We start from the raw sequence: 25926 nt of genomic DNA on the forward strand, positions 1-25926 counted from the left end.
TTAATAATCATCATTAGAATCCACGAAAAATAATATATTCATACAAACACAGACATCTTTTGAAACGAATGATACATTTTTATGATGAATGCTTAAAACAATATTTAATCGACACACATCACTGTCATTAATGTAAAGCAACATAGCTCACCAATAATACAATGGACAACTCTACCGGCATTGATCGCTGGTCGGAGGAAATAAGGATTTTTACATGAACTTGAAGAAGATTTTTTTCAGTGCTGTCACTGTTTCAGTTCTCTGCGCATTAACGGGATGTGACTACATTGAAGAAGGCAAGCCAGAAAGTAGTTTACTGAAACAACAAGAAGAACATAATAATAAAATTGTGCTACTTGAAAAACAACAAGCACAGCTAAAGAGTCAACTCGAAACTATTCAAAAACAACAAACTGGCATAATAAACAGTACAAAGACTTTAACTCACGTAATTAAATCCGTTAAAGACCAACAAAATACTTTTATTTTTACCGAGTTTAACCCAGCAAAAACGAAGTATTTCATCCTGAACAACGGTTCGGTGGCTTTAGCGGGTCGAGTGTTATCCATTGACGCCACAGAGAATGGTAGTGTTATTCATATCTCACTGGTCAACTTATTAAGTACACCTATCTCAAACATTGGTTTTAATGCGACATGGGGTGGTGAAAAACCTGTCGATGCCAAAGAGTTTGCCCGGTGGCAACAATTACTTTTCAACACATCAATGAAATCCACATTGAAATTATTACCAGGTCAATGGCAAGACATTAATTTGACCCTGAAGGGTGTATCGCCCAATAACCTGGGATATCTGAAGTTAGCCATCAACATGGAAAATATTCAGTTCGACAATCTTCCCTCTGCTGAAAATCGGCAGAAAAGAAGCAAAAAATAAATGCAGTTAGTACGCTTATAACAAGGAATAGCGAGCATCATTAATGAACAAAATATTTAAAGTTATCTGGAACCCTGCGACAGGGAATTATACTGTTACCAGCGAAACGGCAAAAAGCCGTGGCAAGAAATCTGGGCGCAGTAAGCTGTTAATTTCTGCGCTGGTTGCGGGTGGAATGTTGTCGTCGTTTGGGGCATTGGCGAATGCCGGGAATGACAACGGTCAGGGTGTTGATTACGGTAGTGGATCAGCTGGCGACGGCTGGGTTGCTATAGGCAAAGGGGCGAAAGCAAATACTTTTATGAACACCAGTGGTTCCAGTACTGCTGTGGGTTATGACGCTATAGCTGAAGGCCAATATAGCTCTGCCATCGGGTCAAAAACCCATGCGATTGGCGGTGCATCAATGGCCTTTGGGGTTAGTGCAATATCAGAAGGCGATAGAAGTATAGCACTGGGTGCCTCTTCGTATTCATTGGGCCAATACTCAATGGCCCTCGGCCGTTATTCAAAAGCATTGGGTAAATTGTCTATTGCTATGGGGGACTCTTCCAAAGCGGAAGGAGCAAACGCCATTGCCCTGGGAAATGCCACTAAAGCTACTGAGATTATGAGTATTGCTCTTGGCGACACCGCCAATGCGTCAAAAGCGTATTCAATGGCGCTGGGAGCAAGTAGCGTCGCATCTGAAGAAAACGCAATTGCCCTGGGGCGTAGCAGTGTAGCTAGCGGTACTGACAGCCTCGCATTTGGCAGACAATCACTTGCCAGCGCAGCGAACGCTATTGCGATAGGTGCTGAGACCGAAGCCGCTGAAAATGCAACTGCTATTGGCAATAATGCGAAGGCAAAAGGGACTAATAGCATGGCAATGGGGTTCGGAAGCCTTGCCGATAAAGTCAATACTATCGCATTAGGAAATGGCAGCCAGGCTCTGGCAGATAATGCAATCGCCATAGGCCAGGGCAACAAAGCTGATGGCGTGGATGCCATCGCTCTGGGTAATGGTAGCCAGTCGAGAGGCTTAAACACCATTGCCTTAGGCACAGCCAGTAATGCAACTGGTGATAAGAGTCTTGCGCTTGGTAGTAATAGCAGTGCCAACGGTATTAACTCTGTCGCGCTGGGCGCAGATTCCATTGCGGATTTAGACAATACCGTCTCTGTCGGCAATAGTTCATTAAAACGCAAGATCGTTAATGTGAAAAATGGCGCGATCAAGTCTGACAGTTACGATGCCATTAATGGTTCACAGCTTTATGCCATTAGCGACTCGGTAGCAAAAAGGCTTGGAGGAGGGGCTGCAGTAGATGTTGATGACGGTACTGTTACAGCACCAACCTACAATTTAAAAAATGGTAGCAAAAATAACGTAGGGGCTGCGCTCGCTGTACTTGATGAAAACACCCTGCAATGGGACCAAACCAAAGGCAAATACAGCGCTGCTCATGGTACTAGTAGCCCAACTGCCAGCGTAATCACCGATGTTGCGGATGGCACGATTTCAGCCTCCAGTAAGGATGCGGTTAACGGTTCCCAACTGAAAGCTACCAATGACGATGTCGAAGCCAATACCGCCAATATCGCTACTAATACCAGCAACATTGCCACGAATACGGCAAATATTGCCACCAATACCACCAATATCACCAACCTGACGGATTCCGTTGGTGACCTTCAGGCTGATGCCCTGCTCTGGAACGAAACTAAAAAGGCATTCAGTGCAGCTCACGGCCAAGATACCACCAGCAAAATCACCAACGTTAAAGATGCCGACCTGACGGCTGACAGCACTGATGCTGTTAACGGCTCTCAGCTGAAAACCACCAACGATGCTGTGGCGACGAATACCACCAATATCGCCAATAACACTTCCAATATTGCCACTAACACCACCAACATCTCTAACCTGACTGAGACGGTGACTAATCTTGGTGAGGATGCGCTGAAATGGGATAAGGACAATGGTGTATTCACGGCAGCTCATGGCACCGAGACCACCAGCAAAATCACCAACGTTAAAGATGGCGACCTGACGACTGGCAGCACCGATGCCGTTAACGGCTCTCAGCTGAAAACCACCAACGATGCCGTGGCGACGAATACCACCAATATCGCCACTAACACCACCAACATCTCTAATCTGACTGAGACGGTGACTAATCTTGGTGAGGATGCGCTGAAATGGGATAAGGACAATGGTGTCTTCACTGCAGCTCATGGCAACAATACCGCCAGCAAAATCACCAATATCCTGGACGGCACAGTCACTGCAACCAGTTCCGATGCCATTAACGGTAGCCAGCTTTATGACTTAAGCAGCAATATCGCCACCTACTTCGGCGGCAATGCTTCTGTGAATACTGACGGTGTGTTTACCGGTCCAACCTACAAAATCGGTGAAACAAATTATTATAACGTCGGCGATGCACTGGCTGCGATTAACTCCTCATTTAGCACGTCTCTCGGCGATGCTCTGCTTTGGGATGCCACCGCAGGTAAATTCAGTGCCAAACACGGTACTAATGGTGACGCAAGCGTGATCACTGATGTCGCAGATGGTGAAATTTCAGACTCCAGTTCTGACGCAGTAAACGGCTCACAACTCCACGGCGTGAGCAGTTATGTTGTTGATGCGCTGGGGGGTGGTGCCGAAGTCAATGCAGACGGCACCATCACTGCGCCGACGTACACCATTGCTAATGCTGATTACGATAATGTCGGTGATGCCCTGAATGCTATCGATACCACTCTTGACGACGCTCTGCTCTGGGATGCGGACGCCGGTGAAAATGGTGCATTTAGCGCCGCTCACGGAAAAGATAAAACTGCCAGTGTAATCACTAACGTCGCTAACGGTGCAATCTCTGCTGCCAGCAGCGACGCGATTAACGGCTCACAACTCTATACCACCAATAAGTACATCGCTGATGCGCTGGGTGGTGACGCAGAAGTCAACGCTGACGGCACCATCACCGCACCGACTTACACCATTGCGAACGCCGAGTACAACAACGTCGGTGACGCCCTGGATGCGCTTGATGATAACGCCCTGCTGTGGGATGAGACTGCCAATGGCGGTGCTGGAGCCTACAATGCCAGCCATGACGGTAAAGCCAGCATCATCACTAATGTCGCTAATGGCAGTATTAGTGAGGACAGTACCGATGCAGTGAACGGTTCTCAGTTGAATGCGACGAATATGATGATTGAGCAGAACACCCAAATTATCAATCAGCTCGCTGGTAACACCGACGCAACCTATATCCAAGAAAACGGTGCGGGTATTAACTATGTGCGTACTAACGACGACGGCTTAGCGTTCAACGACGCCAGCGCACAGGGTGTTGGCGCTACAGCTATAGGTTATAACTCTGTCGCCAAAGGCGATAGCAGCGTAGCTATTGGTCAGGGCAGCTACAGCGACGTTGATACGGGTATCGCCCTGGGTAGCAGCTCTGTTTCCAGCCGAGTGATTGCCAAAGGCTCCCGTGACACCAGCATAACGGAAAATGGCGTTGTTATTGGTTACGACACCACGGATGGCGAACTGCTCGGTGCATTGTCTATCGGTGATGACGGTAAATATCGTCAAATCATCAACGTAGCCGATGGTTCCGAAGCCCATGACGCCGTTACGGTTCGTCAATTGCAGAATGCGATTGGTGCGGTCGCAACCACGCCGACTAAATACTTCCACGCTAATTCAACGGAAGAAGATTCACTGGCAGTGGGAACTGACTCGCTGGCAATGGGTGCGAAAACCATCGTGAATGGCGATAAAGGTATTGGTATCGGTTATGGTGCCTACGTGGACGCGAATGCACTTAACGGCATTGCCATTGGTAGCAATGCGCAAGTCATTCATGTCAACAGTATTGCGATAGGTAATGGTTCTACGACCACTCGTGGCGCTCAAACCAATTATACCGCCTACAACATGGACGCACCGCAGAACTCTGTCGGTGAATTCTCAGTCGGTAGTGCGGATGGTCAACGTCAGATCACTAACGTCGCAGCAGGTTCGGCTGATACCGATGCGGTCAACGTGGGTCAGTTGAAAGTAACGGATGCGCAGGTTTCCCAGAATACCCAGAGCATTACTAACCTGGATAATCGGGTAACGAATCTTGATTCACGCGTCACCAATATCGAAAACGGTATTGGCGATATCGTCACCACCGGTAGCACCAAGTACTTCAAGACCAATACCGATGGTGTAGATGCCAGCGCGCAGGGTAAAGATAGCGTCGCGATTGGTTCTGGCTCCATTGCTGCCGCGGATAACAGCGTCGCACTGGGTACAGGGTCTGTGGCAACCGAAGAAAATACGATCTCTGTAGGCTCATCTACTAATCAACGTCGTATCACCAACGTAGCCGCAGGTAAAAACGACACCGATGCTGTTAACGTGGCACAGTTGAAGTCTTCCGAAGCTGGCGGTGTGCGTTACGACACCAAAGCTGATGGTTCTATCGACTATAGCAATATCACCCTCGGTGGCGGCAACGGCGGTACGACTCGTATCAGCAACGTCTCCGCTGGCGTCAACAACAACGACGCGGTGAATTACGCGCAGTTGAAGCAAAGCGTGCAGGAAACGAAGCAATACACCGATCAGCGAATGGTTGAGATGGATAACAAACTGTCTAAAACTGAAAGCAAGTTGAGCGGTGGTATCGCTTCTGCAATGGCAATGACCGGTCTGCCGCAGGCTTACACTCCAGGTGCCAGCATGGCCTCTATTGGTGGCGGTACTTACAACGGTGAATCGGCAGTTGCTTTAGGTGTATCGATGGTGAGCGCCAATGGTCGTTGGGTCTACAAATTACAAGGTAGTACCAATAGCCAGGGTGAATACTCCGCCGCACTCGGTGCCGGTATTCAGTGGTAATGATCCATTAAGTTAGTGTGACTAAGGGCAAACGCCAAATTGCCTGATGCGTTACGCGCATCAGGCAAGATAAGGCGCTCCGGGTCAACAATCTAAGGGCAATTCTCTGATGAGGATTGCCCTTTTCTTTACCAGACATCTCCCCCCACAAGAATTGGCCCTACCAATTCTTCGCTTATCTGACCTCTGGTTCACAATTCCCCAATTAAAACTCACATCAATATTGCCAATACATAACATTTAGTTAACCATTCATTGTCATTATCCCTACACAACACAATTGGCAGTGCCACTTTTACACAACGTGTGACAAGGAGATGAGCAACAGACTCATTACACGATGTGCGTGGACTCCAGGAGACCTGCAATGAATCTCTGGCAACAAAACTACGATCCCGCCGGGAATATCTGGCTTTCCAGTCTGATAGCATCGCTTCCCATCCTGTTTTTCTTCTTTGCGCTGATTAAGCTCAAACTGAAAGGATACGTCGCCGCCTCATGGACGGTAGCAATCGCCCTTGCCGTGGCTTTGCTGTTCTATAAAATGCCGGTCGCTAACGCGCTGGCCTCGGTGGTTTATGGCTTCTTCTATGGTTTGTGGCCCATCGCGTGGATCATTATTGCAGCAGTGTTCGTCTATAAGATCTCGGTGAAAACCGGGCAGTTTGACATCATTCGCTCGTCTATTCTTTCGATAACCCCTGACCAGCGTCTGCAAATGCTGATCGTCGGTTTCTGTTTCGGCGCTTTCCTTGAAGGAGCCGCAGGCTTTGGCGCACCGGTAGCAATTACCGCCGCATTGCTGGTCGGCCTGGGTTTTAAACCGCTGTACGCCGCCGGACTGTGCCTGATTGTTAACACCGCGCCAGTGGCATTTGGCGCGATGGGCATTCCAATCCTGGTTGCCGGACAAGTAACAGGCATCGACAGCTTTGAGATTGGCCAGATGGTGGGGCGGCAGCTACCGTTTATGACCATTATCGTGCTGTTCTGGATCATGGCGATTATGGACGGCTGGCGCGGTATCAAGGAGACGTGGCCTGCGGTCGTGGTTGCGGGCGGCTCGTTTGCCATCGCTCAGTACCTTAGCTCTAACTTCATTGGGCCGGAGCTGCCGGACATTATCTCTTCGCTGGTATCACTGCTCTGCCTGACGCTGTTCCTCAAACGCTGGCAGCCAGTGCGCGTATTCCGTTTTGGTGATTTGGGGGCGTCACAGGTTGATATGACGCTGGCCCACACCGGTTACACTGCGGGTCAGGTGTTACGTGCCTGGACACCGTTCCTGTTCCTGACAGCTACCGTAACACTGTGGAGTATCCCGCCGTTTAAAGCCCTGTTCGCATCGGGTGGTGCGCTGTATGAGTGGGTGATCAACATTCCGGTGCCGTACCTCGATAAACTGGTTGCCCGTATGCCACCAGTGGTCAGCGAGGCTACAGCCTATGCCGCCGTGTTTAAGTTTGACTGGTTCTCTGCCACCGGCACCGCCATTCTGTTTGCTGCACTGCTCTCGATTGTCTGGCTGAAGATGAAACCGTCTGACGCTATCAGCACCTTCGGCAGCACGCTGAAAGAACTGGCTCTACCCATCTACTCCATCGGCATGGTGCTGGCGTTCGCCTTTATCTCGAACTATTCCGGACTGTCATCAACACTGGCACTGGCACTGGCGCACACCGGTCATGCATTCACCTTCTTCTCGCCGTTCCTCGGCTGGCTGGGGGTATTCCTGACCGGGTCGGATACCTCATCTAACGCCCTGTTCGCCGCGCTGCAAGCCACCGCAGCACAACAAATTGGCGTCTCTGATCTGTTGCTGGTTGCCGCCAATACCACCGGTGGCGTCACCGGTAAGATGATCTCCCCGCAATCTATCGCTATCGCCTGTGCGGCGGTAGGCCTGGTGGGCAAAGAGTCTGATTTGTTCCGCTTTACTGTCAAACACAGCCTGATCTTCACCTGTATGGTGGGCGTGATCACCACGCTTCAGGCTTATGTCTTAACGTGGATGATTCCTTAATGATTGTTTTACCCAGACGCCTGTCAGACGAGGTTGCCGATCGTGTGCGGGCGCTGATTGATGAAAAAAACCTGGAAGCGGGCATGAAGTTGCCCGCTGAGCGCCAACTGGCGATGCAACTCGGCGTATCACGTAATTCACTACGCGAGGCGCTGGCAAAACTGGTGAGCGAAGGCGTGCTGCTCAGTCGACGCGGCGGCGGGACGTTTATTCGCTGGCGTCATGACACATGGTCGGAGCAAAACATCGTCCAGCCGCTAAAAACGCTGATGGCCGATGATCCGGATTACAGTTTCGATATTCTGGAAGCCCGCTACGCCATTGAAGCCAGCACCGCATGGCATGCGGCAATGCGCGCCACACCTGGCGACAAAGAAAAGATTCAGCTTTGCTTTGAAGCAACGCTAAGTGAAGACCCGGATATCGCCTCACAAGCGGACGTTCGTTTTCATCTGGCGATTGCCGAAGCCTCACATAACATCGTGCTGCTGCAAACCATGCGCGGTTTCTTCGATGTCCTGCAATCCTCAGTGAAGCATAGCCGTCAGCGGATGTATCTGGTGCCACCGGTTTTTTCACAACTGACCGAACAACATCAGGCTGTCATTGACGCCATTTTTGCCGGTGATGCTGACGGGGCGCGTAAAGCAATGATGGCGCACCTTAGTTTTGTTCACACCACCATGAAACGATTCGATGAAGATCAGGCTCGCCATGCACGGATTACCCGCCTGCCCGGTGAGCATAATGAGCATTCGAGGGAGAAAAACGCATGATTATTTCCGCAGCCAGCGATTATCGCGCCGCAGCGCAACGCATTCTGCCGCCGTTCCTGTTCCACTATATGGATGGTGGTGCATATTCTGAATACACGCTGCGCCGCAACGTGGAAGATTTGTCAGAAGTGGCGCTGCGCCAGCGTATTCTGAAAAACATGTCCGACTTAAGCCTGGAAACGACGCTGTTTAATGAGAAATTGTCGATGCCGGTGGCACTGGCTCCGGTGGGTTTGTGTGGCATGTATGCGCGTCGTGGCGAAGTTCAGGCAGCCAAAGCGGCGGACGCGCATGGTATTCCGTTTACTCTCTCGACGGTTTCCGTTTGCCCGATTGAAGAAGTCGCGCCAGCCATCAAGCGCCCAATGTGGTTCCAGCTTTATGTACTGCGCGATCGCGGCTTTATGCGTAACGCGCTGGAGCGAGCAAAAGCAGCGGGTTGTTCGACGCTGGTTTTCACCGTGGATATGCCGACACCGGGCGCACGCTACCGTGATGCGCATTCAGGTATGAGCGGCCCGAACGCGGCAATGCGCCGCTACTTGCAAGCGGTGACACATCCGCAATGGGCGTGGGATGTGGGCCTGAACGGTCGTCCACATGATTTAGGTAATATCTCAGCTTATCTCGGCAAACCGACCGGACTGGAAGATTACATCGGCTGGCTGGGGAATAACTTCGATCCGTCCATCTCATGGAAAGACCTTGAATGGATCCGCGATTTCTGGGATGGCCCGATGGTGATCAAAGGGATCCTCGATCCGGAAGATGCGCGCGATGCAGTACGTTTTGGTGCTGATGGAATTGTGGTTTCTAACCACGGTGGCCGCCAGCTGGACGGTGTACTCTCTTCCGCCCGTGCACTGCCTGCTATTGCAGATGCGGTGAAAGGTGATATAGCCATTCTGGCGGATAGCGGAATTCGTAACGGGCTTGATGTCGTGCGTATGATTGCGCTCGGTGCCGACACCGTACTGCTGGGTCGTGCTTTCTTGTATGCGCTGGCAACAGCGGGCCAGGCGGGTGTAGCTAACCTGCTAAATCTGATCGAAAAAGAGATGAAAGTGGCGATGACGCTGACTGGCGCGAAATCGATCAGCGAAATTACGCAAGATTCGCTGGTGCAGGGGCTGGGTAAAGAGTTGCCTGCGGCACTGGCCCCGATGGCGAAAGGGAATGCGGCATAGTCGTTTGCGCCCCCTCCCCCTAACCCTCTCCCTCAGGGAGCTGTCTCTTGATCAGATCTCCTGATCAAGAGACAGGGGGAGGCCGGGGTGAGGGGAAAAGGCCGCACTGCTCACCAATTTTCTGCTATCCTGCCCCCGCACTAAGGGGGCAGTATGCTAAACATCGTACTTTACGAACCAGAAATTCCGCCAAATACTGGCAACATCATCCGTCTTTGCGCTAATACCGGCTTTCGTCTGCATATCATCGAACCGATGGGATTTGCCTGGGACGATAAGCGCCTGCGCCGCGCGGGGCTGGACTATCACGAGTTTACCGCCGTTACGCGTCATCATGACTTTCGCGCGTTCCTCGAAGCAGAAAATCCCCAGCGCCTGTTTGCCCTCACCACGAAAGGTACGCCTGCTCACAGCGCCGTAAGCTATCAGGATGGCGATTATCTGATGTTCGGCCCGGAAACACGCGGCCTGCCAGCGAGCATTCTTGATGCCCTGCCCGCTGAACAAAAAATTCGCATTCCGATGGTGCCGGACAGCCGCAGCATGAACCTGTCCAATGCGGTGTCAGTTGTGGTGTATGAAGCCTGGCGGCAGCTGGGATATCCGGGAGCGTTGTTGAGAGATTAGTTACTGTATGCCGGATAGATGATTACATCGCATCCGGCACGATCACAGGACATTAGATCCCATCCCCATACTCAAATGTATGGTTAATACCGTTGAAATGCTGGTCCATATCCATTGATGGCTTATCGCTGTCTGGTTTACCGACAATACGAGCCGGAACGCCAGCGGCGGTTGTATGCGGCGGCACCGGTTGCAGCACCACGGAACCTGCGCCAATCTTCGCGCCGCGACCAACTTCAATATTGCCGAGGATTTTCGCGCCCGCGCCAATCATCACACCTTCACGAATTTTCGGGTGACGGTCACCACCAGATTTACCCGTACCGCCAAGCGTCACAGATTGCAGAATCGATACGTCGTTTTCAATTACCGCCGTTTCACCCACAACGATGCCCGTGGCGTGGTCGAGCATAATGCCACGGCCAATTTTTGCTGCCGGGTGAATATCGACCTGGAACGTCACAGAAACCTGGTTTTGCAGAAAGATTGCCAATGCGCGACGCCCCTGATTCCACAACCAGTGACCGATGCGATAGGCCTGCAAGGCATGAAAACCCTTCAGGTATAACAACGGGGTTGAGTATTTATCGACTGCCGGGTCGCGGGTACGCACCGCCTGAATATCACAGGCCGCAGAGGCGATCATTTCCGGGTCAGCGGCGTAGGCTTCTTCCACCACTTCACGGATAGCAATAGCAGGCATAATTGGCGATGACAGCTTGTTCGCCAGCATGTAGCTCAGTGCACTTCCAAGGTTTTCGTGCTTGAGTAGCGTCGCGTGGTAAAAACTGGCCAGCATTGGCTCACAGTCCGCCAGCGTTCTGGCTTCGGCTTTAATATTGTTCCAGACAATTTCCAGTTCTTCACACGACATTGCTTACTCCACACGATGAGATAATGACCGGCCCGTTCTGCGCGGGCCGGGTCATAGCGGTAACAAAGGTTCCCTGGGGTTAGTGGCTGCTGCGCTCGTACTTGCGTGCACGACCTAATAACGTCAATGCTGCCTCGCGCGCGTTTTTTCCGCAATATAATACTTGATAAATTTCCTCGGTTATTGGCATTTCTACGCCGAAGCGATGCGCCAGTTCGCGGACTTCTTTCGTATTGCGGTAGCCTTCCACCACCTGACCAATCTTCTCCTGCGCGCTTTGTACATCCATGCCCTGACCGAGCATCATGCCAAAACGGCGGTTACGCGACTGGTTGTCGGTACAGGTAAGCACCAGATCCCCCAGCCCCGCCATGCCCATAAAGGTGGCAGGATCGGCACCCAGCGCCGCGCCAAGACGCGACATTTCAGCCAGCCCACGGGTGATCAGCGCCGTACGCGCATTCGCACCGAAACCGATACCGTCGGACATCCCCGCACCAATGGCAATGACGTTTTTCACCGCGCCGCCAAGCTGCACGCCAATGAAATCCGGGTTACTGTAAACGCGGAAACTTTTGCCGCAGTGCAGCAGCTGCTGAAGATCATCAGCAAAGGTCTGATCGGTCGAGGCCAGCGAAATAGCTGTCGGTAAACCTGCCGCCAGTTCTTTCGCAAACGTTGGGCCAGAGATAACCGCCAGCGGAATTTGATCGCCTAACGCCTCGCGGGCCACGTCCTGTAACAGACGCCCGGTTTCCGCTTCCAGCCCTTTGGTCGCCCACACCAGACGCGCATCAGGACGCATCAGCGGTTTAATCTGGCGCAGCACTTCACCAAAGACATGGCTGGGTACGACGACGAGAATATTACGGCTGGCTGCCAGCGCAGTGGCGAGATCGCTTTCAAGATGGAGCGTATCGGGAAAAGGCACATCGGGGAGAAACGCGGCGTTACAGCGGTCGCGTTCAAGCGTTGCGATATGTTCAGGGTCATGGCCCCAGAGGACAACCTCGTGGCCATTTCTTGCCAGGGTAATGGCAAGAGCGGTGCCGTACGAGCCGGCACCGATCACAGTCATTGAAGCATTACGTTGGTTCATCAGGCATCCTGATGTTCTTCAGTACCTTCGCCAGCCTGCTGCTGCAAATAGTTCATGAACAGCGCATCGAAGTTAACCGGCGCAAGGTTCAGTTGCGGGAATGTACCGCGGGATACCATGCTGGTGATGCACTCACGAGCATACGGGAACAGAATGTTCGGGCAGTATGCGCCCAGGCAATGTGCCATCTGGGTGCCTTCGATACCCGCGATGGAGAAAATACCGCCCTGCTGAACTTCACACAGGAACGCGGTTTCTTCGCCCAGGGAGGCCGTTACGGTAACACGCAGTACCACTTCGTATACGTCATCTGCCAGTTGGGAAGATGCCGTATCCAGATCAAGTTTAACTTCTGGTTGCCAATCTTTCTGGAAAACGTGCGGCGCGTTCGGCGCTTCGAAAGAGATATCCTTGGTATAAATACGTTGGATCTGGAAAGTCATTTCAGTGTTGTTTTGTTCTGACATGTGTAGAAAACCCTTAAGTGTTGTCCTTAAATACTGCGCAATGTAATGCCAACGTTCACACGTTATTTCAGCAGGGGATCCAGTCCACCACGTGCATCCAATGCATACAAGTCATCACAGCCGCCAATGTGCTGTGCGTCAATAAAAATCTGGGGAACCGTGGTGCGACCGCTGCGTTTGATCATCTCTTCACGCTTGGCGGCATTGCCATCGATCGGCAACTCCTGAAAACTCACGCCCTTGCTGCTCAGCAGTGCTTTTGCACGATGGCAATACGGGCAGGTTTCTTTGGTATAGATTTCAACATTGGCCATAATTTAGCTCCTGTTTTTTTACCCTGAAATTTCATGTTGCAGGGCGGCTGCAAAATGGAGTGTCCCCAGAAGCTTATAACAATAAGTCGCTGGGGGCCTAATTGCAGCTAACGGCCTGCATCATGAAAGACGACAGGTAAATTATTTGCCGCGCACCAGAGGCAAGTTTTCGCCAGCCCAGCCAGCAACGCCCTCTTTCAGCACGAATACTTGCGCAAAACCAGCTTTCGTCAGCGCGTTTGCAGGCTCCTGGCACTGCATGCCAGAACCGTCTACCACGATAACCGGTTTGTCTTTGTGCTTCTCAAGCTCACCAACATTGTTGGCTTTGATTTCACTCGGCAACAGATTGATAGAACCTGCGATATGGCCTTTACGGAAGTCATCACGCTGACGTAAATCCACAACCACAGCGTCTTCTTTGTTGATCAGACGCGTAGCTTCACCACGAGTAATCACCTTCACTTTCGAGGTCAGGCTCTTAAACGTAGTCACAAGAACCGCCACCAGTAACGCGATCCAGGCGATACTCAGTATGGGATGACGGCCAACAAATTGCATAATTTCTTGCATGGGGGGTAACAACTCCCGACGTAGTGATTAAAAAAACCAGGAAAGGAGTATACCTGCGCGGTGCGGCAAATACAGCCAGCGCGTTAACTGGAATGCAATTTTGCGGGGCACGACGAAAAAAAAGCGCAAATCTGGCATCGGCTTGCCGCGAGCGGTCGTATATTTTGATCTTCAGAGGCTATTTTATCGATTCAGCTGTAGTAAAATTACGCAAATTTTGACTCTTGAGTATGAGGTTGTCGCAATGTCGGTTTCTAAAAAACCTATGGTACTGGTGATTCTGGATGGCTATGGCTATCGTGAAGAACAGCAGGATAACGCCATTTTTAGTGCTAAAACCCCGGTAATGGATGCACTGTGGGCCAATCGTCCGCATACCCTGATCGACGCTTCCGGTCTGGAAGTCGGTCTGCCTGACCGTCAGATGGGTAACTCCGAAGTAGGCCACGTTAACCTGGGTGCCGGCCGCATCGTGTATCAGGACCTGACTCGTCTGGACGTTGAAATCAAAGATCGCGCTTTCTTTGCTAATCCAGTGCTGACTGGCGCGGTAGATAAAGCGAAAAACGCAGGTAAAGCAGTACACATTATGGGTCTGCTCTCCGCAGGCGGCGTACACAGCCACGAAGATCACATCATGGCGATGGTAGAACTGGCAGCTGAACGCGGCGCAGAAAAAATCTACCTGCACGCATTCCTTGACGGTCGCGACACCCCGCCGCGCAGTGCTGAATCCTCGCTGAAAAAATTTGAAGAGAAATTTGCTGCGCTGGGTAAAGGCCGCGTAGCGTCCATCATTGGTCGTTACTACGCGATGGACCGCGATAACCGTTGGGATCGCGTTGAAAAAGCCTATGACCTGCTGACTCTGGCGCAGGGTGAGTTCCAGGCCGATACTGCCGTTGCTGGTTTGCAGGCAGCTTATGCTCGCGACGAAAACGACGAGTTCGTGAAAGCGACCGTTATTCGTGCAGAAGGTCAGCCAGATGCGGCAATGGAAGACGGCGATGCGCTGATTTTCATGAACTTCCGTGCTGACCGCGCGCGTGAAATCACTCGTGCATTCGTGAACGCTGATTTCGATGGCTTCGCGCGTAAGAAAGTGGTTAACGTCGATTTCGTGATGCTGACCGAATACGCCGCTGACATCAAAACTGCGGTTGCTTACCCACCCGCTTCCCTGGTTAACACCTTCGGCGAGTGGATGGCGAAAAACGACAAAACTCAGTTGCGTATTTCCGAAACCGAAAAATATGCCCACGTTACTTTCTTCTTCAACGGTGGCGTAGAAGAGTCGTTCAAAGGCGAAGATCGCATTCTGATCAACTCACCGAAAGTGGCTACCTACGATCTGCAACCGGAAATGAGCTCCGCAGAGCTGACCGAAAAACTGGTTGCGGCCATCAAGAGCGGCAAATACGACACCATTATCTGTAACTATCCGAACGGCGACATGGTAGGTCACACCGGGGTGATGGAAGCGGCGGTTAAAGCGGTTGAAGCACTGGATCACTGCGTGGAAGAAGTCGCGAAAGCGGTTGAGTCCGTGGGTGGACAACTGCTGATCACCGCTGACCACGGTAACGCTGAACAGATGCGCGATCCGGCAACGGGTCAGGCACACACGGCACACACCAACCTGCCAGTTCCGCTGATTTACGTTGGTGATAAGAACGTGAAAGCGGTTGCAGGCGGCAAACTTTCTGACATCGCGCCGACCATGTTGTCGCTGATGGGTATGGAAATCCCGCAAGAGATGACTGGTAAGCCGCTGTTCATCGTGGAATAATCCCTCCCCATGAGGGGAAAGGCGATTAATACCATGACACGGGCCGTGAAACCGCGCAGGTTTGCAATCAGGCCCATCATCTACGCCAGCGTTCTTAGCGCTGGCGTATTGTTGTGCGCCTTTTCCGCCCACGCGGATGAGCGTGACCAACTCAAATCTATTCAGGCCGATATCGCCGCAAAAGAGCGCGCGGTACGCCAAAAGCAACAACAACGCGCAAGCCTGCTCGCACAATTGAAAAAGCAGGAAGAAGCGATCTCTGAAGCCACCCGTAAGCTGCGCGAAACGCAAAACACGCTCAATCAACTCAATAAACAGATTGATGAGATGAACGCGTCGATTGCCAAACTGGAGCAGCAAAAAGCCGCCCAGGAGCGCAGCCTCGCCGCGCAACTGGATGCCGCATTCCGTCAGGGCGAGCATACCGGTATTCAGCTAATTCTCAGCGGTGAAGAAAGCCAGCGTGGACAGCGTTTACAGGCTTATTTCGGCTATCTCAACCAGGCGCGACAAGAAACCATTGCCCAGTTGAAGCAAACGCGTGAAGAAGTCGCCATGCAGCGTGCTGAACTGGAAGAGAAACAAAGCGAGCAACAAACGCTGTTATATGAACAGCGCGCCCAACAGGCGAAACTGACTCAGGCGCTGAACGAGCGTAAAAAGACGCTGGCAGGGCTGGAGTCTTCCATCCAGCAAGGTCAGCAACAGTTGAGCGAGCTGCGCGCCAACGAATCCCGTCTGCGTAACAGCATTGCCCGTGCGGAAGCCGCGGCGAAAGCGCGTGCAGAACGAGAAGCACGTGAGGCCCAGGCGGTTCGCGACCGCCAGAAAGAAGCGACGCGTAAAGGCACCACCTACAAACCGACTGAAAGCGAAAAATCGCTGATGTCCCGTACCGGTGGTCTGGGCGCGCCGCGTGGTCAGGCATTCTGGCCGGTTCGCGGGCCGACGCTGCATCGCTATGGCGAACAGCTACAGGGTGAATTACGCTGGAAAGGGATGGTGATTGGTGCCTCTGAAGGTACTGAAGTTAAAGCGATTGCCGACGGTCGGGTGATTCTGGCTGACTGGCTGCAAGGCTACGGTCTGGTGGTGGTGGTTGAGCATGGTAAAGGCGACATGAGTCTTTACGGCTATAATCAGAGCGCACTGGTGAGCGTTGGTTCGCAGGTTCGCGCGGGCCAGCCAATTGCACTGGTGGGCAGCAGTGGCGGTCAGGGTCGGCCTTCACTCTATTTCGAAATTCGCCGCCAGGGTCAGGCGGTCAATCCACAGCCGTGGTTGGGAAGATAAGTTTTGTTTCCATTTCGTCGTAACGTTCTTGCATTTGCCACTCTGTTGGCGCTCTCCTCCCCCGTACTTGCTGGCAAACTTGCCATCGTCATTGATGATTTTGGGTATCGCCCGCACAACGAAAACCAGGTGCTGGCGATGCCTTCCGCTATCTCCGTCGCTGTATTACCCGATTCACCGCACGCCAGAGAGATGGCGACCAAAGCGCATAACAGCGGTCACGAAGTGTTGATTCATCTGCCAATGGCACCGTTGAGTAAACAGCCGCTGGAGAAAAATACGCTGCGCCCGGAGATGAGCAGCGACGAAATTGAGCGCATTATTCGTAGTGCGGTCAATAACGTGCCCTATGCCGTGGGGATCAACAACCACATGGGTAGCAAGATGACCTCTAACCTGTTTGGTATGCAGAAAGTGATGCAGGCGCTGGAGCGTTACAATCTTTACTTCCTCGACAGTGTAACCATTGGTAATACCCAGGCGATGCGCGCCGCGCAAGGCACTGGCGTGAAGGTTATTAAACGGAAGGTGTTCCTCGACGATTCACAGAACGAAGCGGACATCCGTGTGCAGTTCAATCGCGCAATTGATCTGGCGCGTCGCAACGGTTCAACCATTGCCATTGGGCATCCTCACCCTTCAACGGTACGCGTGCTACAACAGATGGTTTATAACCTGCCGCCAGACATTACGCTGGTGAAAGCCAGCAGCTTGCTGAATGAACCGCAGGTTGATACGTCTACACCGCCGAAAAACACTGTGCCCGACACACCGCGTAATCCGTTCCGTGGCGTGAAGCTGTGCAAACCGAAGAAACCGATAGAACCTGTTTATGCTAATCGCTTCTTTGAAGTATTAAGCGAAAGCATCAGCCAGAGCACGCTGATCGTTTACTTCCAGCATCAGTGGCAAGGCTGGGGCAAACAGCCCGAAGCGGCGAAGTTTAACGCTAGCGCAAATTAAAGGCGCTACGCGTAATGCGATGGTGCGACCGCGTTTTGTCGCGCCATTGCCATAAGCGGAAAGACCACAGTAACGCCTGGTAACCCACCTTCACGCTGCGCACATTGGTAATCAGGCGCTTATACATACCGGAAGTAAATATCTCGGCAATCATCCGTTGGCGGGTAAGAATATCCGGCTCTTTGCGCACCGCATGGCAAACACGCAATGCTTCGTAAGTTATTTGCTGATGAAATTCCGGATAAATCGTAATTTTGTCGGCATAATTTCGATTTAATTTCTCCAGCAGGCGGGTAATCTTAATATAGTGACGTTGATAATTAAGGTTTTTATTCCCTTGTCTATGCAACCGACTCACTGACGTATTATGCAGATAATATTTATATAATGATTGCTCGGTATATCGCGCACGCAGCGCGTTAAACATGAATTCTGTTGTCCAGACAATATCCTGATGATGTAATCCGGCAATAAATTTAATGTTATTTTTAACAATAACATCACGGCGATAAACCCCCATCCAGACAACGTGAGTCCAACGGCGCGAAGAAAGCCCCATCCGCAGCCAGTCCGGGCCGGTTAATACGCCGGTTGAGCGAAGGCGATCGCTGGGGATGGATTGCCAGGTTTCTCCCGTTTCACGAAAACACCAGTCAGCGTTGCACTGCGCCACGTCGAGGTCATCCTCTAACGCCATGGTCATCAGCGTTTCGTACATGGTGGGATAGACCTCATCGTCAGCATCGACAAAAGCGACATATTTGCCCGTCGCCACCTCGATCCCACGATTACGCGCTACCGATGCGCCAGCATTCGCCTGATGCAACAAACGAACGTGCGGATAGTTTTCTGCGTAATGCTTTGCTATTTCAACAGAATTATCCGTTGAACCATCGTTAATAATAATGATTTCCAGAGCAGTCCAGGTTTGCGTAATTAAAGATTCCATACAAGTGCGGAAATCATCGCCCGCATTATATAACGGAATAATAACACTAAGTTTATTGGTGCTGTTCATCATAAATTACCGACGACCTCTGAAGTTATCCTGACGTTTTACAGGCTTTGTATTAAGAAACTATTAAGCCTGTGAGATATTATTTTTACAGGTGAGAGAGTCACTTCAGGGTAGAGAGATAATGAGAGCAGCTATATAAGAGATCAGCGCAATTACGATATCTTTATTACACTGACAGGATTTTACATATTTAACGGATTATCCTCAGGCAAAAGGGCTGGAATACCAGCCCTTGTTCGTGTTAATCCCAACTCAGAATTACTTTCCCGGACTGGCCCGAACGCATAGCGTCAAAGCCCTTCTGGAAATCATCAATAGAGAAACGATGGGTAATGATCGGCGAGAGATCCAGACCTGACTGAATCAGCGCCGCCATCTTGTACCAGGTTTCAAACATCTCACGACCGTAAATACCTTTAATGAACAAGCCTTTAAAGATTACTTTGGTCCAGTCGATAGACATATCGGACGGTGGAATACCCAGCATCGCAATGCGACCGCCGTGGTTCATGGTGTCGAGCATGGTACGAAACGCTGGCGGCGCACCGGACATTTCCAGACCGACATCAAAGCCTTCGGTCATGCCCAGTTCTGCCATCACATCATTAAGGTTTTCTTTAGCGACGTTGACCGCACGGGTGATACCCATTTTGCGCGCCAGCTCAAGGCGGTATTCGTTAACATCGGTGATCACCACATTGCGTGCACCAACGTGTTTCGCCACCGCCGCAGCCATAATACCTATCGGACCTGCACCAGAAACCAGCACATCTTCGCCCACCAGATCGAACGACAGCGCGGTATGCACGGCGTTACCGAAGGGATCAAAAATGGAAGCCAGGTCGTCGGAGATATTGTCGGGGATTTTGAAAGCGTTGAACGCCGGAATCACCAGATATTCGGCGAAGCAGCCCGGACGGTTAACACCGACACCAATGGTGTTGCGGCACAGATGGGTACGACCGCCACGACAGTTGCGACAGTGACCGCAGGTGATATGGCCTTCGCCAGAAACGCGATCGCCGATTTTGAAGCCTTTCACTTCCTGACCAATACCTACCACTTCACCGACATATTCATGGCCTACGACCATCGGCACCGGGATGGTTTTTTGCGACCACTCATCCCAGTTATAGATGTGAACGTCAGTCCCGCAGATGGCTGTTTTACGGATTTTAATCAGCAGATCGTTATGCCCGAGTTCCGGTACAGGAACGTCGGTCATCCAGATGCCCTCTTCCGCTTTCAGTTTGGATAACGCTTTCATCTCACATCCTCAGGCGATAACGCCCAGTTGTTTACCAATACGCGTGAATGCTTCTACTGCACGCGTAATTTGCTCAGGGGTATGCGCCGCAGACATCTGGGTACGAATACGCGCCTGACCTTTCGGAACGACCGGATAGAAGAAACCGGTGACGTAAATGCCCTCTTTTTGCAGCTCACGGGCAAATTTCTGCGCCACTACTGCATCGCCAAGCATGACCGGAATAATGGCATGATCGGCTCCCGCCAGGGTAAAGCCCGCCGCCGACATTTGCTCACGGAACTGGCGCGTTCGCCCACAGACGGTCACGCAGTTCGCTGCCCGCTTCGACCATCTCCAGTACTTTGATGGACGCGGCAACAATGGCCGGTGCCAGCGAGTTGGAGAACAGGTACGGACGAGAACGCTGGCGCAGCCACTCAACCACCTCTTTGCGCGCCGCGGTATAACCACCAGAAGCCCCGCCCAGCGCTTTACCAAGCGTACCGGTGATAATATCGACCCGGCCCATCACATCGCAGTATTCATGGGAACCACGACCATTTTCACCGACAAAACCGACCGCGTGGGAGTCATCCACCATCACCAGGGCATCGTATTTATCTGCCAGATCGCAAACGCCTTTCAGGTTGGCAATCACGCCGTCCATTGAGAACACACCATCGGTGGCAATCAGCACATGACGCGCACCGGCTTCACGCGCTTCTTTCAGACGTGCTTCCAGCTCCTGCATATCGTTGTTGGCATAGCGATAGCGTTTAGCTTTGCACAGACGCACACCATCAATAATAGACGCGTGGTTCAGTGCGTCGGAGATAATGGCGTCTTCCGCACCCAGCAGCGTTTCAAACAGTCCACCGTTAGCATCAAAGCAGGAAGAGTAGAGAATCGCATCTTCCATCCCCAGGAATGCCGCCAGTTTTTGTTCAAGCTCTTTATGGCTGTCCTGAGTGCCGCAAATAAAACGCACCGAAGCCATGCCGAAACCGTGAGAATCCATTCCCGCCTTTGCTGCCGCAATCAGATCCGGATGATTCGCCAGCCCGAGATAGTTGTTGGCACAAAAGTTAATGACGTGGCTTCCATCAGCCACAGTGATATCTGCTTGCTGCGCAGACGTAATAATGCGCTCTTCTTTAAACAACCCTTCCGCCCGTGCGGTTTCCAGATCGTTGGTTAACTGCTGATAAAATTCTCCACGCATTGCGATTCTCCAGACAGGGCAAATTCCAGCACATATTACCCAAACTTATAGGTCGCGACGAGATGACGCGTTAACACTTCTGCAAAATTCAGGATAAATAACGTCCATCAATCTCACTTTTGGCGAATGGCTGAAGCCAACGCCGTGTAGTGATATGATAGAAGTATTCGTGTCTGAGATTGTCTCTGACTCCATAATTCGAAGGTTACAGTTATGATCATCGTTACCGGCGGCGCGGGCTTTATCGGCAGCAACATCGTTAAGGCCCTGAATGATAAAGGCATCACCGATATTCTGGTGGTGGACAACCTGAAAGACGGCACCAAGTTTGTGAACCTGGTGGATCTGGATATCGCGGACTATATGGATAAGGAAGACTTCCTGATCCAGATTATGGCTGGCGAAGAGTTCGGCGATGTCGAAGCGATTTTCCACGAAGGCGCATGCTCTTCCACCACCGAGTGGGATGGCAAGTATATGATGGATAACAACTATCAATACTCCAAAGAGCTGCTGCACTACTGTCTGGAGCGCGAAATCCCGTTCCTGTATGCATCTTCCGCGGCCACCTACGGCGGACGCACCTCCGACTTTATTGAATCCCGCGAGTACGAAAAACCGTTGAACGTCTACGGTTACTCAAAATTCCTGTTTGATGAATATGTTCGTCAAATCCTGCCTGAAGCTAACTCGCAGATTGTTGGCTTCCGCTATTTCAACGTTTATGGACCGCGTGAAGGCCATAAAGGCAGCATGGCGAGCGTCGCTTTCCATCTCAACACCCAGCTTAACAACGGTGAATCACCGAAGCTGTTTGAAGGTAGCGAGAACTTCAAACGCGACTTCGTCTATGTGGGCGACGTGGCTGATGTGAATCTGTGGTTCCTGGAAAATGGCGTTTCCGGCATCTTCAACCTCGGTACTGGTCGTGCGGAATCCTTCCAGGCTGTAGCTGATGCTACGCTGGCTTATCACAAGAAAGGCCAGATCGAATACATTCCGTTCCCGGATAAACTGAAAGGCCGCTATCAGGCGTTCACTCAGGCAGATCTGACTAATCTGCGTGCGGCGGGTTACGACAAACCGTTCAAAACCGTTGCCGAAGGTGTAACGGAATATATGGCCTGGCTGAATCGCGACGCGTAACTATGAAGATTTTGGTGATAGGCCCGTCTTGGGTGGGCGACATGATGATGTCGCAAAGTCTCTATCGCACGCTCCAGGCGCGCTATCCCCAGGCGATAATCGACGTGATGGCACCAGCATGGTGCCGTCCATTATTATCGCGGATGCCGGAAGTTAACGAAGCCATCCCTATGCCGCTTGGTCACGGGGCGCTGGAAATTGGCGAACGCCGCAAGCTGGGTCATAGCCTGCGCGAAAAACGTTACGACCGCGCCTACGTTTTACCCAACTCCTTCAAATCCGCATTAGTGCCTTTCTTCGCGGGTATTCCTCATCGCACCGGCTGGCGCGGCGAGATGCGCTACGGTTTACTCAACGATGTACGCGTGCTCGATAAAGAAGCCTGGCCGCTAATGGTGGAACGCTATGTCGCGCTGGCCTATGACAAAGGCGTGATGCGTACCGCACAAGATCTACCAAAACCGTTGTTATGGCCGCAATTGCAGGTGAGCGAAGGTGAAAAATCATATACCTGTAATCAATTTTCGCTTTCATCAGAACGTCCGATGATTGGTTTTTGCCCGGGTGCGGAGTTTGGTCCGGCAAAACGCTGGCCACACTACCACTATGCGGAACTGGCAAAGCAGCTGATTGATGAAGGTTATCAGGTGGTTCTGTTTGGCTCGGCGAAAGATCATGAAGCGGGCAATGAGATTCTTGCCGCTTTGAATACCGAGCAGCAGGCATGGTGTCGGAACCTGGCGGGGGAAACACAGCTTGATCAAGCGGTTATCCTGATTGCAGCCTGTAAAGCCATTGTCACTAACGATTCTGGCCTGATGCACGTTGCGGCGGCGCTCAATCGTCCGCTGGTTGCCCTGTATGGTCCGAGTAGCCCGGACTTCACACCGCCGCTATCCCATAAGGCGCGCGTGATCCGCCTGATTATCGGCTATCACAAAGTGCGTAAAGGTGACGCTGCGGAGGGTTATCACCAGAGCTTGATCGACATTACTCCCCAGCGCGTACTGGAAGAACTCAACGCGCTATTGTTACAAGAGGAAGCCTGACGGATGCGGGTTTTGATCGTTAAAACATCGTCGATGGGCGATGTTCTCCATACGTTGCCCGCACTCACTGATGCCCAGCAGGCAATCCCAGGGATTAAGTTTGACTGGGTGGTGGAAGAAGGGTTCGCACAGATTCCTTCCTGGCACGCCGCCGTTGAGCGAGTTATTCCTGTGGCAATACGTCGCTGGCGTAAAGCCTGGTTCTCGGCCCCCATAAAAGCGGAACGCAAAGCGTTTCGTGAAGCGCTACAAGCAGAGAACTATGACGCAGTTATCGACGCTCAGGGGCTGGTAAAAAGCGCGGCGCTGGTGACGCGTCTGGCGCATGGCGTAAAGCATGGCATGGACTGGCAAACCGCTCGCGAACCTTTAGCCAGTCTGTTTTACAATCGTAAGCATCATATTGCAAAACAGCAGCACGCCGTAGAACGCACCCGCGAACTGTTTGCCAAAAGTCTGGGCTATAGCAAACCGCAAACCCAGGGCGATTATGCTATTGCACAGCATTTCCTGACGAACCTGCCTACAGATGCTGGCGAATATGCCGTATTTCTTCATGCGACGACCCGTGATGATAAACACTGGCCGGAAGAACACTGGCGAGAATTGATTGGTTTACTGGCTGATTCAGGAATACGGATTAAACTTCCGTGGGGCGCGCCGCATGAGGAAGAGCGGGCGAAACGACTGGCGGAAGGATTTGCTTATGTTGAAGTATTGCCGAAGATGAGTCTGGAAGGCGTTGCCCGCGTGCTGGCCGGGGCTAAATTTGTAGTGTCGGTGGATACGGGGTTAAGCCATTTAACGGCGGCACTGGATAGACCCAATATCACGGTTTATGGACCAACCGATCCGGGATTAATTGGTGGGTATGGGAAGAATCAGATGGTTTGTAGGGCTCCGGGGAATGAGTTGTCTCAATTGACAGCAAATGCTGTTAAGCGATTCATTGAAGAAAACGCTGAAAACGCTGCTATGATTTAAATTACAACCCCTTAATAGATAATTTTGAAATAAAATCAGCCTCCTTGCTGATTTTATTTCACATATTCATTATTTATCTAATAAACATTGGTCTGATTGTGCTTTAAAATAAGCACAAAGCAATATTATGGTGACAAACACAGCAGTCGGAACCGGTTTAGAAAAGAGTATTACATCACTTAGGCCTACTACCAGTAGTGAAAAAAGCAAGATTAAAATATAAGGTTCTTTAGCAGTTCTTAAGGCATATATGAGTATTGCTGAAAAGGCTAAAATTGTTAATACAACTCCAGGAATACCACGCGTTGATAACGTATCTATGAGATCGTTATGCAAATGAGAATCTATATAGGGTAAAGCGCCACTCAATCTAGGCTCTTTTTCTTCTAGTTCATGTATTTTTTCCGCTCGTTTTTCCAGTGATTGTCCTATTGGAGAATATGTTTTTAAGCCAACTTCATACATTGCCAGACGGGCACCGACTGAAGTTCTGGTGTTATCATGCGAATAATTAACTAAATCGTTATTTAAGTCATTCATTCTCATAACCAATGTATCTTTAAAAGAAAATACACCTGCTAATAATGCAATCGCAATAAAACAATATAACTTATAATTAATTCGCTTATTAATATAACTATCCATTACGATTAATAGTAACGCAAAGAATGGAAACACTAATATGGCTGCACGCGTTTCAGTTACTATGACAGCACATAAGCTAAGCATGAAGTTAATTGTATATAATGTTGTTTTATGTCTAAAGTCGGATTTTAAAATGAGAATTGATGCCAGTAAAGAAGGGAAAAGGATGATGTAGCCTGCTGTTGTAGCGTGGGAAGCTGATAATGCAACACGGTCAACGTTTAAATAGAAATGTTGCCACATGGCATGCGCAAAAAAAAGTAACTGCGTTGCCAGGGATGCGAACAGAATTAGTTTCCCAAATTTTATTTTTGTTCTCAACTCATTTTTAGCAAAAAGAACCAAGAAAATAAAAGCACTACACAAGGCAATTTTCCCAGTTTCCATTGGGCCACGATATGCATTGGTATAAACAGAGCCTGAAACTTTATAATGTGAATACCAGATGATATTTATGATTCCCAAAAGACATAATGAGATGAAAATTAACAAAGTAGGATTATTAGTTATTGTTTTTTTTGGTGTTATTAGAAAATACAATGCAGATATAATTCCAGCTGCATGAAGAAACTTTGTTGCAACATCATCCCATAAAGACAAAGTCATCAAAGAAAAAATACATAATATGAGAATTAAAGACTTTATACCAGAATTAATTTCATTCCAACAAAATGACATATAGTTTCAACCTATGCTACGAGGATGGATTATTTAATGCAAGATCTAACGTTTATTCTTTTTCCTATTTACCAGTCTTACCATCCTCCAGAGAATATAATTTTTTGATGCTAATATTTTTGCTCGTCTTTTATCTCTCTTGCCAGAAAGATTACAAT

At 50.6% G+C, this 25926-nt stretch carries 20 protein-coding genes and 2 pseudogenes; 12 read left to right on the plus strand and 10 right to left on the minus strand.

All coding sequences use genetic code 11. From position 1 onward, the window contains the following. Nucleotides 1-214: 214 nt before the first annotated feature. The 6 genes from QZF50_RS12800 to trmL all read left to right on the plus strand — a co-directional run bounded on the left by QZF50_RS12800 (nt 215) and on the right by trmL (nt 10405). Nucleotides 215-898, plus strand: a complete 684-nt coding sequence (locus QZF50_RS12800) for a DUF3251 domain-containing protein (RefSeq protein ID WP_001049544.1) — start codon at nt 215-217, stop codon at nt 896-898. A gap of 43 nt (nt 899-941) precedes the next feature. Continuing rightward, the gene (gene ehaG / locus QZF50_RS12805) at nt 942-5792 is read left to right on the plus strand and encodes a trimeric autotransporter adhesin EhaG (RefSeq protein ID WP_001033224.1); all 4851 of its coding nucleotides are present in this window, start codon (nt 942-944) and stop codon (nt 5790-5792) included. A gap of 367 nt (nt 5793-6159) precedes the next feature. Beyond that, nucleotides 6160-7815, plus strand: coding sequence for an L-lactate permease (gene lldP / locus QZF50_RS12810; RefSeq protein ID WP_001297977.1), 1656 nt, complete (start codon nt 6160-6162; stop codon nt 7813-7815). Next, entirely contained in the window at nt 7815-8591 is a 777-nt protein-coding gene (lldR, locus tag QZF50_RS12815) for a transcriptional regulator LldR (protein ID WP_000636500.1), read from the plus strand. Before lldP ends, lldR begins: the two co-directional genes overlap by 1 nt. Continuing rightward, nucleotides 8588-9778, plus strand: a complete 1191-nt coding sequence (gene lldD / locus QZF50_RS12820) for a quinone-dependent L-lactate dehydrogenase (RefSeq protein ID WP_000586962.1) — start codon at nt 8588-8590, stop codon at nt 9776-9778. Before lldR ends, lldD begins: the two co-directional genes overlap by 4 nt. Before the next feature lie 153 nt (nt 9779-9931). Next, the gene (gene trmL, locus QZF50_RS12825; protein WP_000932344.1) at nt 9932-10405 is read left to right on the plus strand and encodes a tRNA (uridine(34)/cytosine(34)/5-carboxymethylaminomethyluridine(34)-2'-O)-methyltransferase TrmL; all 474 of its coding nucleotides are present in this window, start codon (nt 9932-9934) and stop codon (nt 10403-10405) included. Nucleotides 10406-10457: 52 nt separating this feature from the next. Here trmL and cysE read toward each other — a convergent pair whose 3' ends face one another. The 5 genes from cysE to QZF50_RS12850 all read right to left on the minus strand — a co-directional run bounded on the left by cysE (nt 10458) and on the right by QZF50_RS12850 (nt 13732). Next, nucleotides 10458-11279: a serine O-acetyltransferase gene (cysE, locus tag QZF50_RS12830; RefSeq protein ID WP_001277561.1), complete on the minus strand. Its 822-nt coding sequence runs from the start codon at nt 11277-11279 to the stop codon at nt 10458-10460. A 79-nt stretch (nt 11280-11358) separates the two neighbouring features. Then, complete coding sequence (gene gpsA / locus QZF50_RS12835) at nt 11359-12378, minus strand: NAD(P)H-dependent glycerol-3-phosphate dehydrogenase (protein ID WP_061892565.1); 1020 nt, start codon at nt 12376-12378, stop codon at nt 11359-11361. Continuing rightward, nucleotides 12378-12845 (minus strand): protein-export chaperone SecB, encoded by a 468-nt coding sequence (gene secB, locus QZF50_RS12840; protein WP_000003377.1) that lies wholly within the window; start codon nt 12843-12845, stop codon nt 12378-12380. The genes gpsA and secB overlap by 1 nt, the downstream gene beginning before the upstream one ends. A gap of 62 nt (nt 12846-12907) precedes the next feature. Next, a complete protein-coding gene (grxC, locus tag QZF50_RS12845; RefSeq protein ID WP_000024392.1) occupies nt 12908-13159 on the minus strand; it encodes a glutaredoxin 3 in 252 nt (83 codons plus the stop codon). Nucleotides 13160-13300: 141 nt separating this feature from the next. Continuing rightward, a complete protein-coding gene (locus QZF50_RS12850; RefSeq protein WP_001156181.1) occupies nt 13301-13732 on the minus strand; it encodes a rhodanese-like domain-containing protein in 432 nt (143 codons plus the stop codon). A 244-nt stretch (nt 13733-13976) separates the two neighbouring features. Between QZF50_RS12850 and gpmM the strand changes: the two genes are divergently transcribed. Genes gpmM through QZF50_RS12865 form a run of 3 tightly spaced genes read left to right on the plus strand, consistent with a single transcriptional unit; the run spans nt 13977 to nt 17777 of the window. After that, entirely contained in the window at nt 13977-15521 is a 1545-nt protein-coding gene (gene gpmM / locus QZF50_RS12855) for a 2,3-bisphosphoglycerate-independent phosphoglycerate mutase (RefSeq protein WP_000116565.1), read from the plus strand. A gap of 33 nt (nt 15522-15554) precedes the next feature. Then, complete coding sequence (gene envC, locus QZF50_RS12860; protein ID WP_000196256.1) at nt 15555-16814, plus strand: murein hydrolase activator EnvC; 1260 nt, start codon at nt 15555-15557, stop codon at nt 16812-16814. Nucleotides 16815-16817: 3 nt separating this feature from the next. Beyond that, nucleotides 16818-17777 carry a divergent polysaccharide deacetylase family protein gene (locus QZF50_RS12865; protein ID WP_001472520.1) on the plus strand — a complete coding sequence of 320 codons (960 nt, stop codon included), beginning with the start codon at nt 16818-16820 and terminating at the stop codon, nt 17775-17777. On the opposite strand, the gene waaH is transcribed toward QZF50_RS12865, so the two are convergent. The 3 genes and pseudogenes from waaH to kbl all read right to left on the minus strand — a co-directional run bounded on the left by waaH (nt 17764) and on the right by kbl (nt 21266). Next, entirely contained in the window at nt 17764-18798 is a 1035-nt protein-coding gene (gene waaH / locus QZF50_RS12870) for a UDP-glucuronate:LPS(HepIII) glycosyltransferase (RefSeq protein WP_000982091.1), read from the minus strand. The genes QZF50_RS12865 and waaH overlap by 14 nt on opposite strands. A 238-nt stretch (nt 18799-19036) precedes the next feature. Beyond that, entirely contained in the window at nt 19037-20062 is a 1026-nt protein-coding gene (gene tdh, locus QZF50_RS12875) for an L-threonine 3-dehydrogenase (protein WP_000646014.1), read from the minus strand. Nucleotides 20063-20071: 9 nt separating this feature from the next. Then, nucleotides 20072-21266, minus strand: a pseudogene (kbl, locus tag QZF50_RS12880) (glycine C-acetyltransferase). A 213-nt stretch (nt 21267-21479) separates the two neighbouring features. Here kbl and rfaD point away from each other — a divergent pair. From rfaD to rfaC, 3 genes are read left to right on the plus strand one after another with little or no spacing between them, the layout of a single operon-like run. Beyond that, nucleotides 21480-22412, plus strand: coding sequence for an ADP-glyceromanno-heptose 6-epimerase (rfaD, locus tag QZF50_RS12885; RefSeq protein WP_000587750.1), 933 nt, complete (start codon nt 21480-21482; stop codon nt 22410-22412). A 2-nt stretch (nt 22413-22414) separates the two neighbouring features. Continuing rightward, the gene (rfaF, locus tag QZF50_RS12890) at nt 22415-23461 is read left to right on the plus strand and encodes an ADP-heptose--LPS heptosyltransferase RfaF (RefSeq protein WP_000699240.1); all 1047 of its coding nucleotides are present in this window, start codon (nt 22415-22417) and stop codon (nt 23459-23461) included. 3 nt (nt 23462-23464) lie between these two features. Beyond that, the gene (rfaC, locus tag QZF50_RS12895) at nt 23465-24445 is read left to right on the plus strand and encodes a lipopolysaccharide heptosyltransferase RfaC (RefSeq protein WP_001264581.1); all 981 of its coding nucleotides are present in this window, start codon (nt 23465-23467) and stop codon (nt 24443-24445) included. A gap of 69 nt (nt 24446-24514) precedes the next feature. On the opposite strand, the gene QZF50_RS12900 is transcribed toward rfaC, so the two are convergent. Together QZF50_RS12900 and QZF50_RS12905 are read right to left on the minus strand one after the other, a co-directional pair. Next, nucleotides 24515-25768 (minus strand): O-antigen ligase family protein, encoded by a 1254-nt coding sequence (locus QZF50_RS12900; protein ID WP_001472522.1) that lies wholly within the window; start codon nt 25766-25768, stop codon nt 24515-24517. Nucleotides 25769-25813: 45 nt separating this feature from the next. Beyond that, nucleotides 25814-25926, minus strand: a pseudogene (locus QZF50_RS12905) (glycosyltransferase family 2 protein); the annotation flags it as partial.

The sequence above is a fragment of the uncultured Escherichia sp. genome (genome assembly GCF_948475835.1).
GTDB lineage: Bacteria > Pseudomonadota > Gammaproteobacteria > Enterobacterales > Enterobacteriaceae > ECMA0423.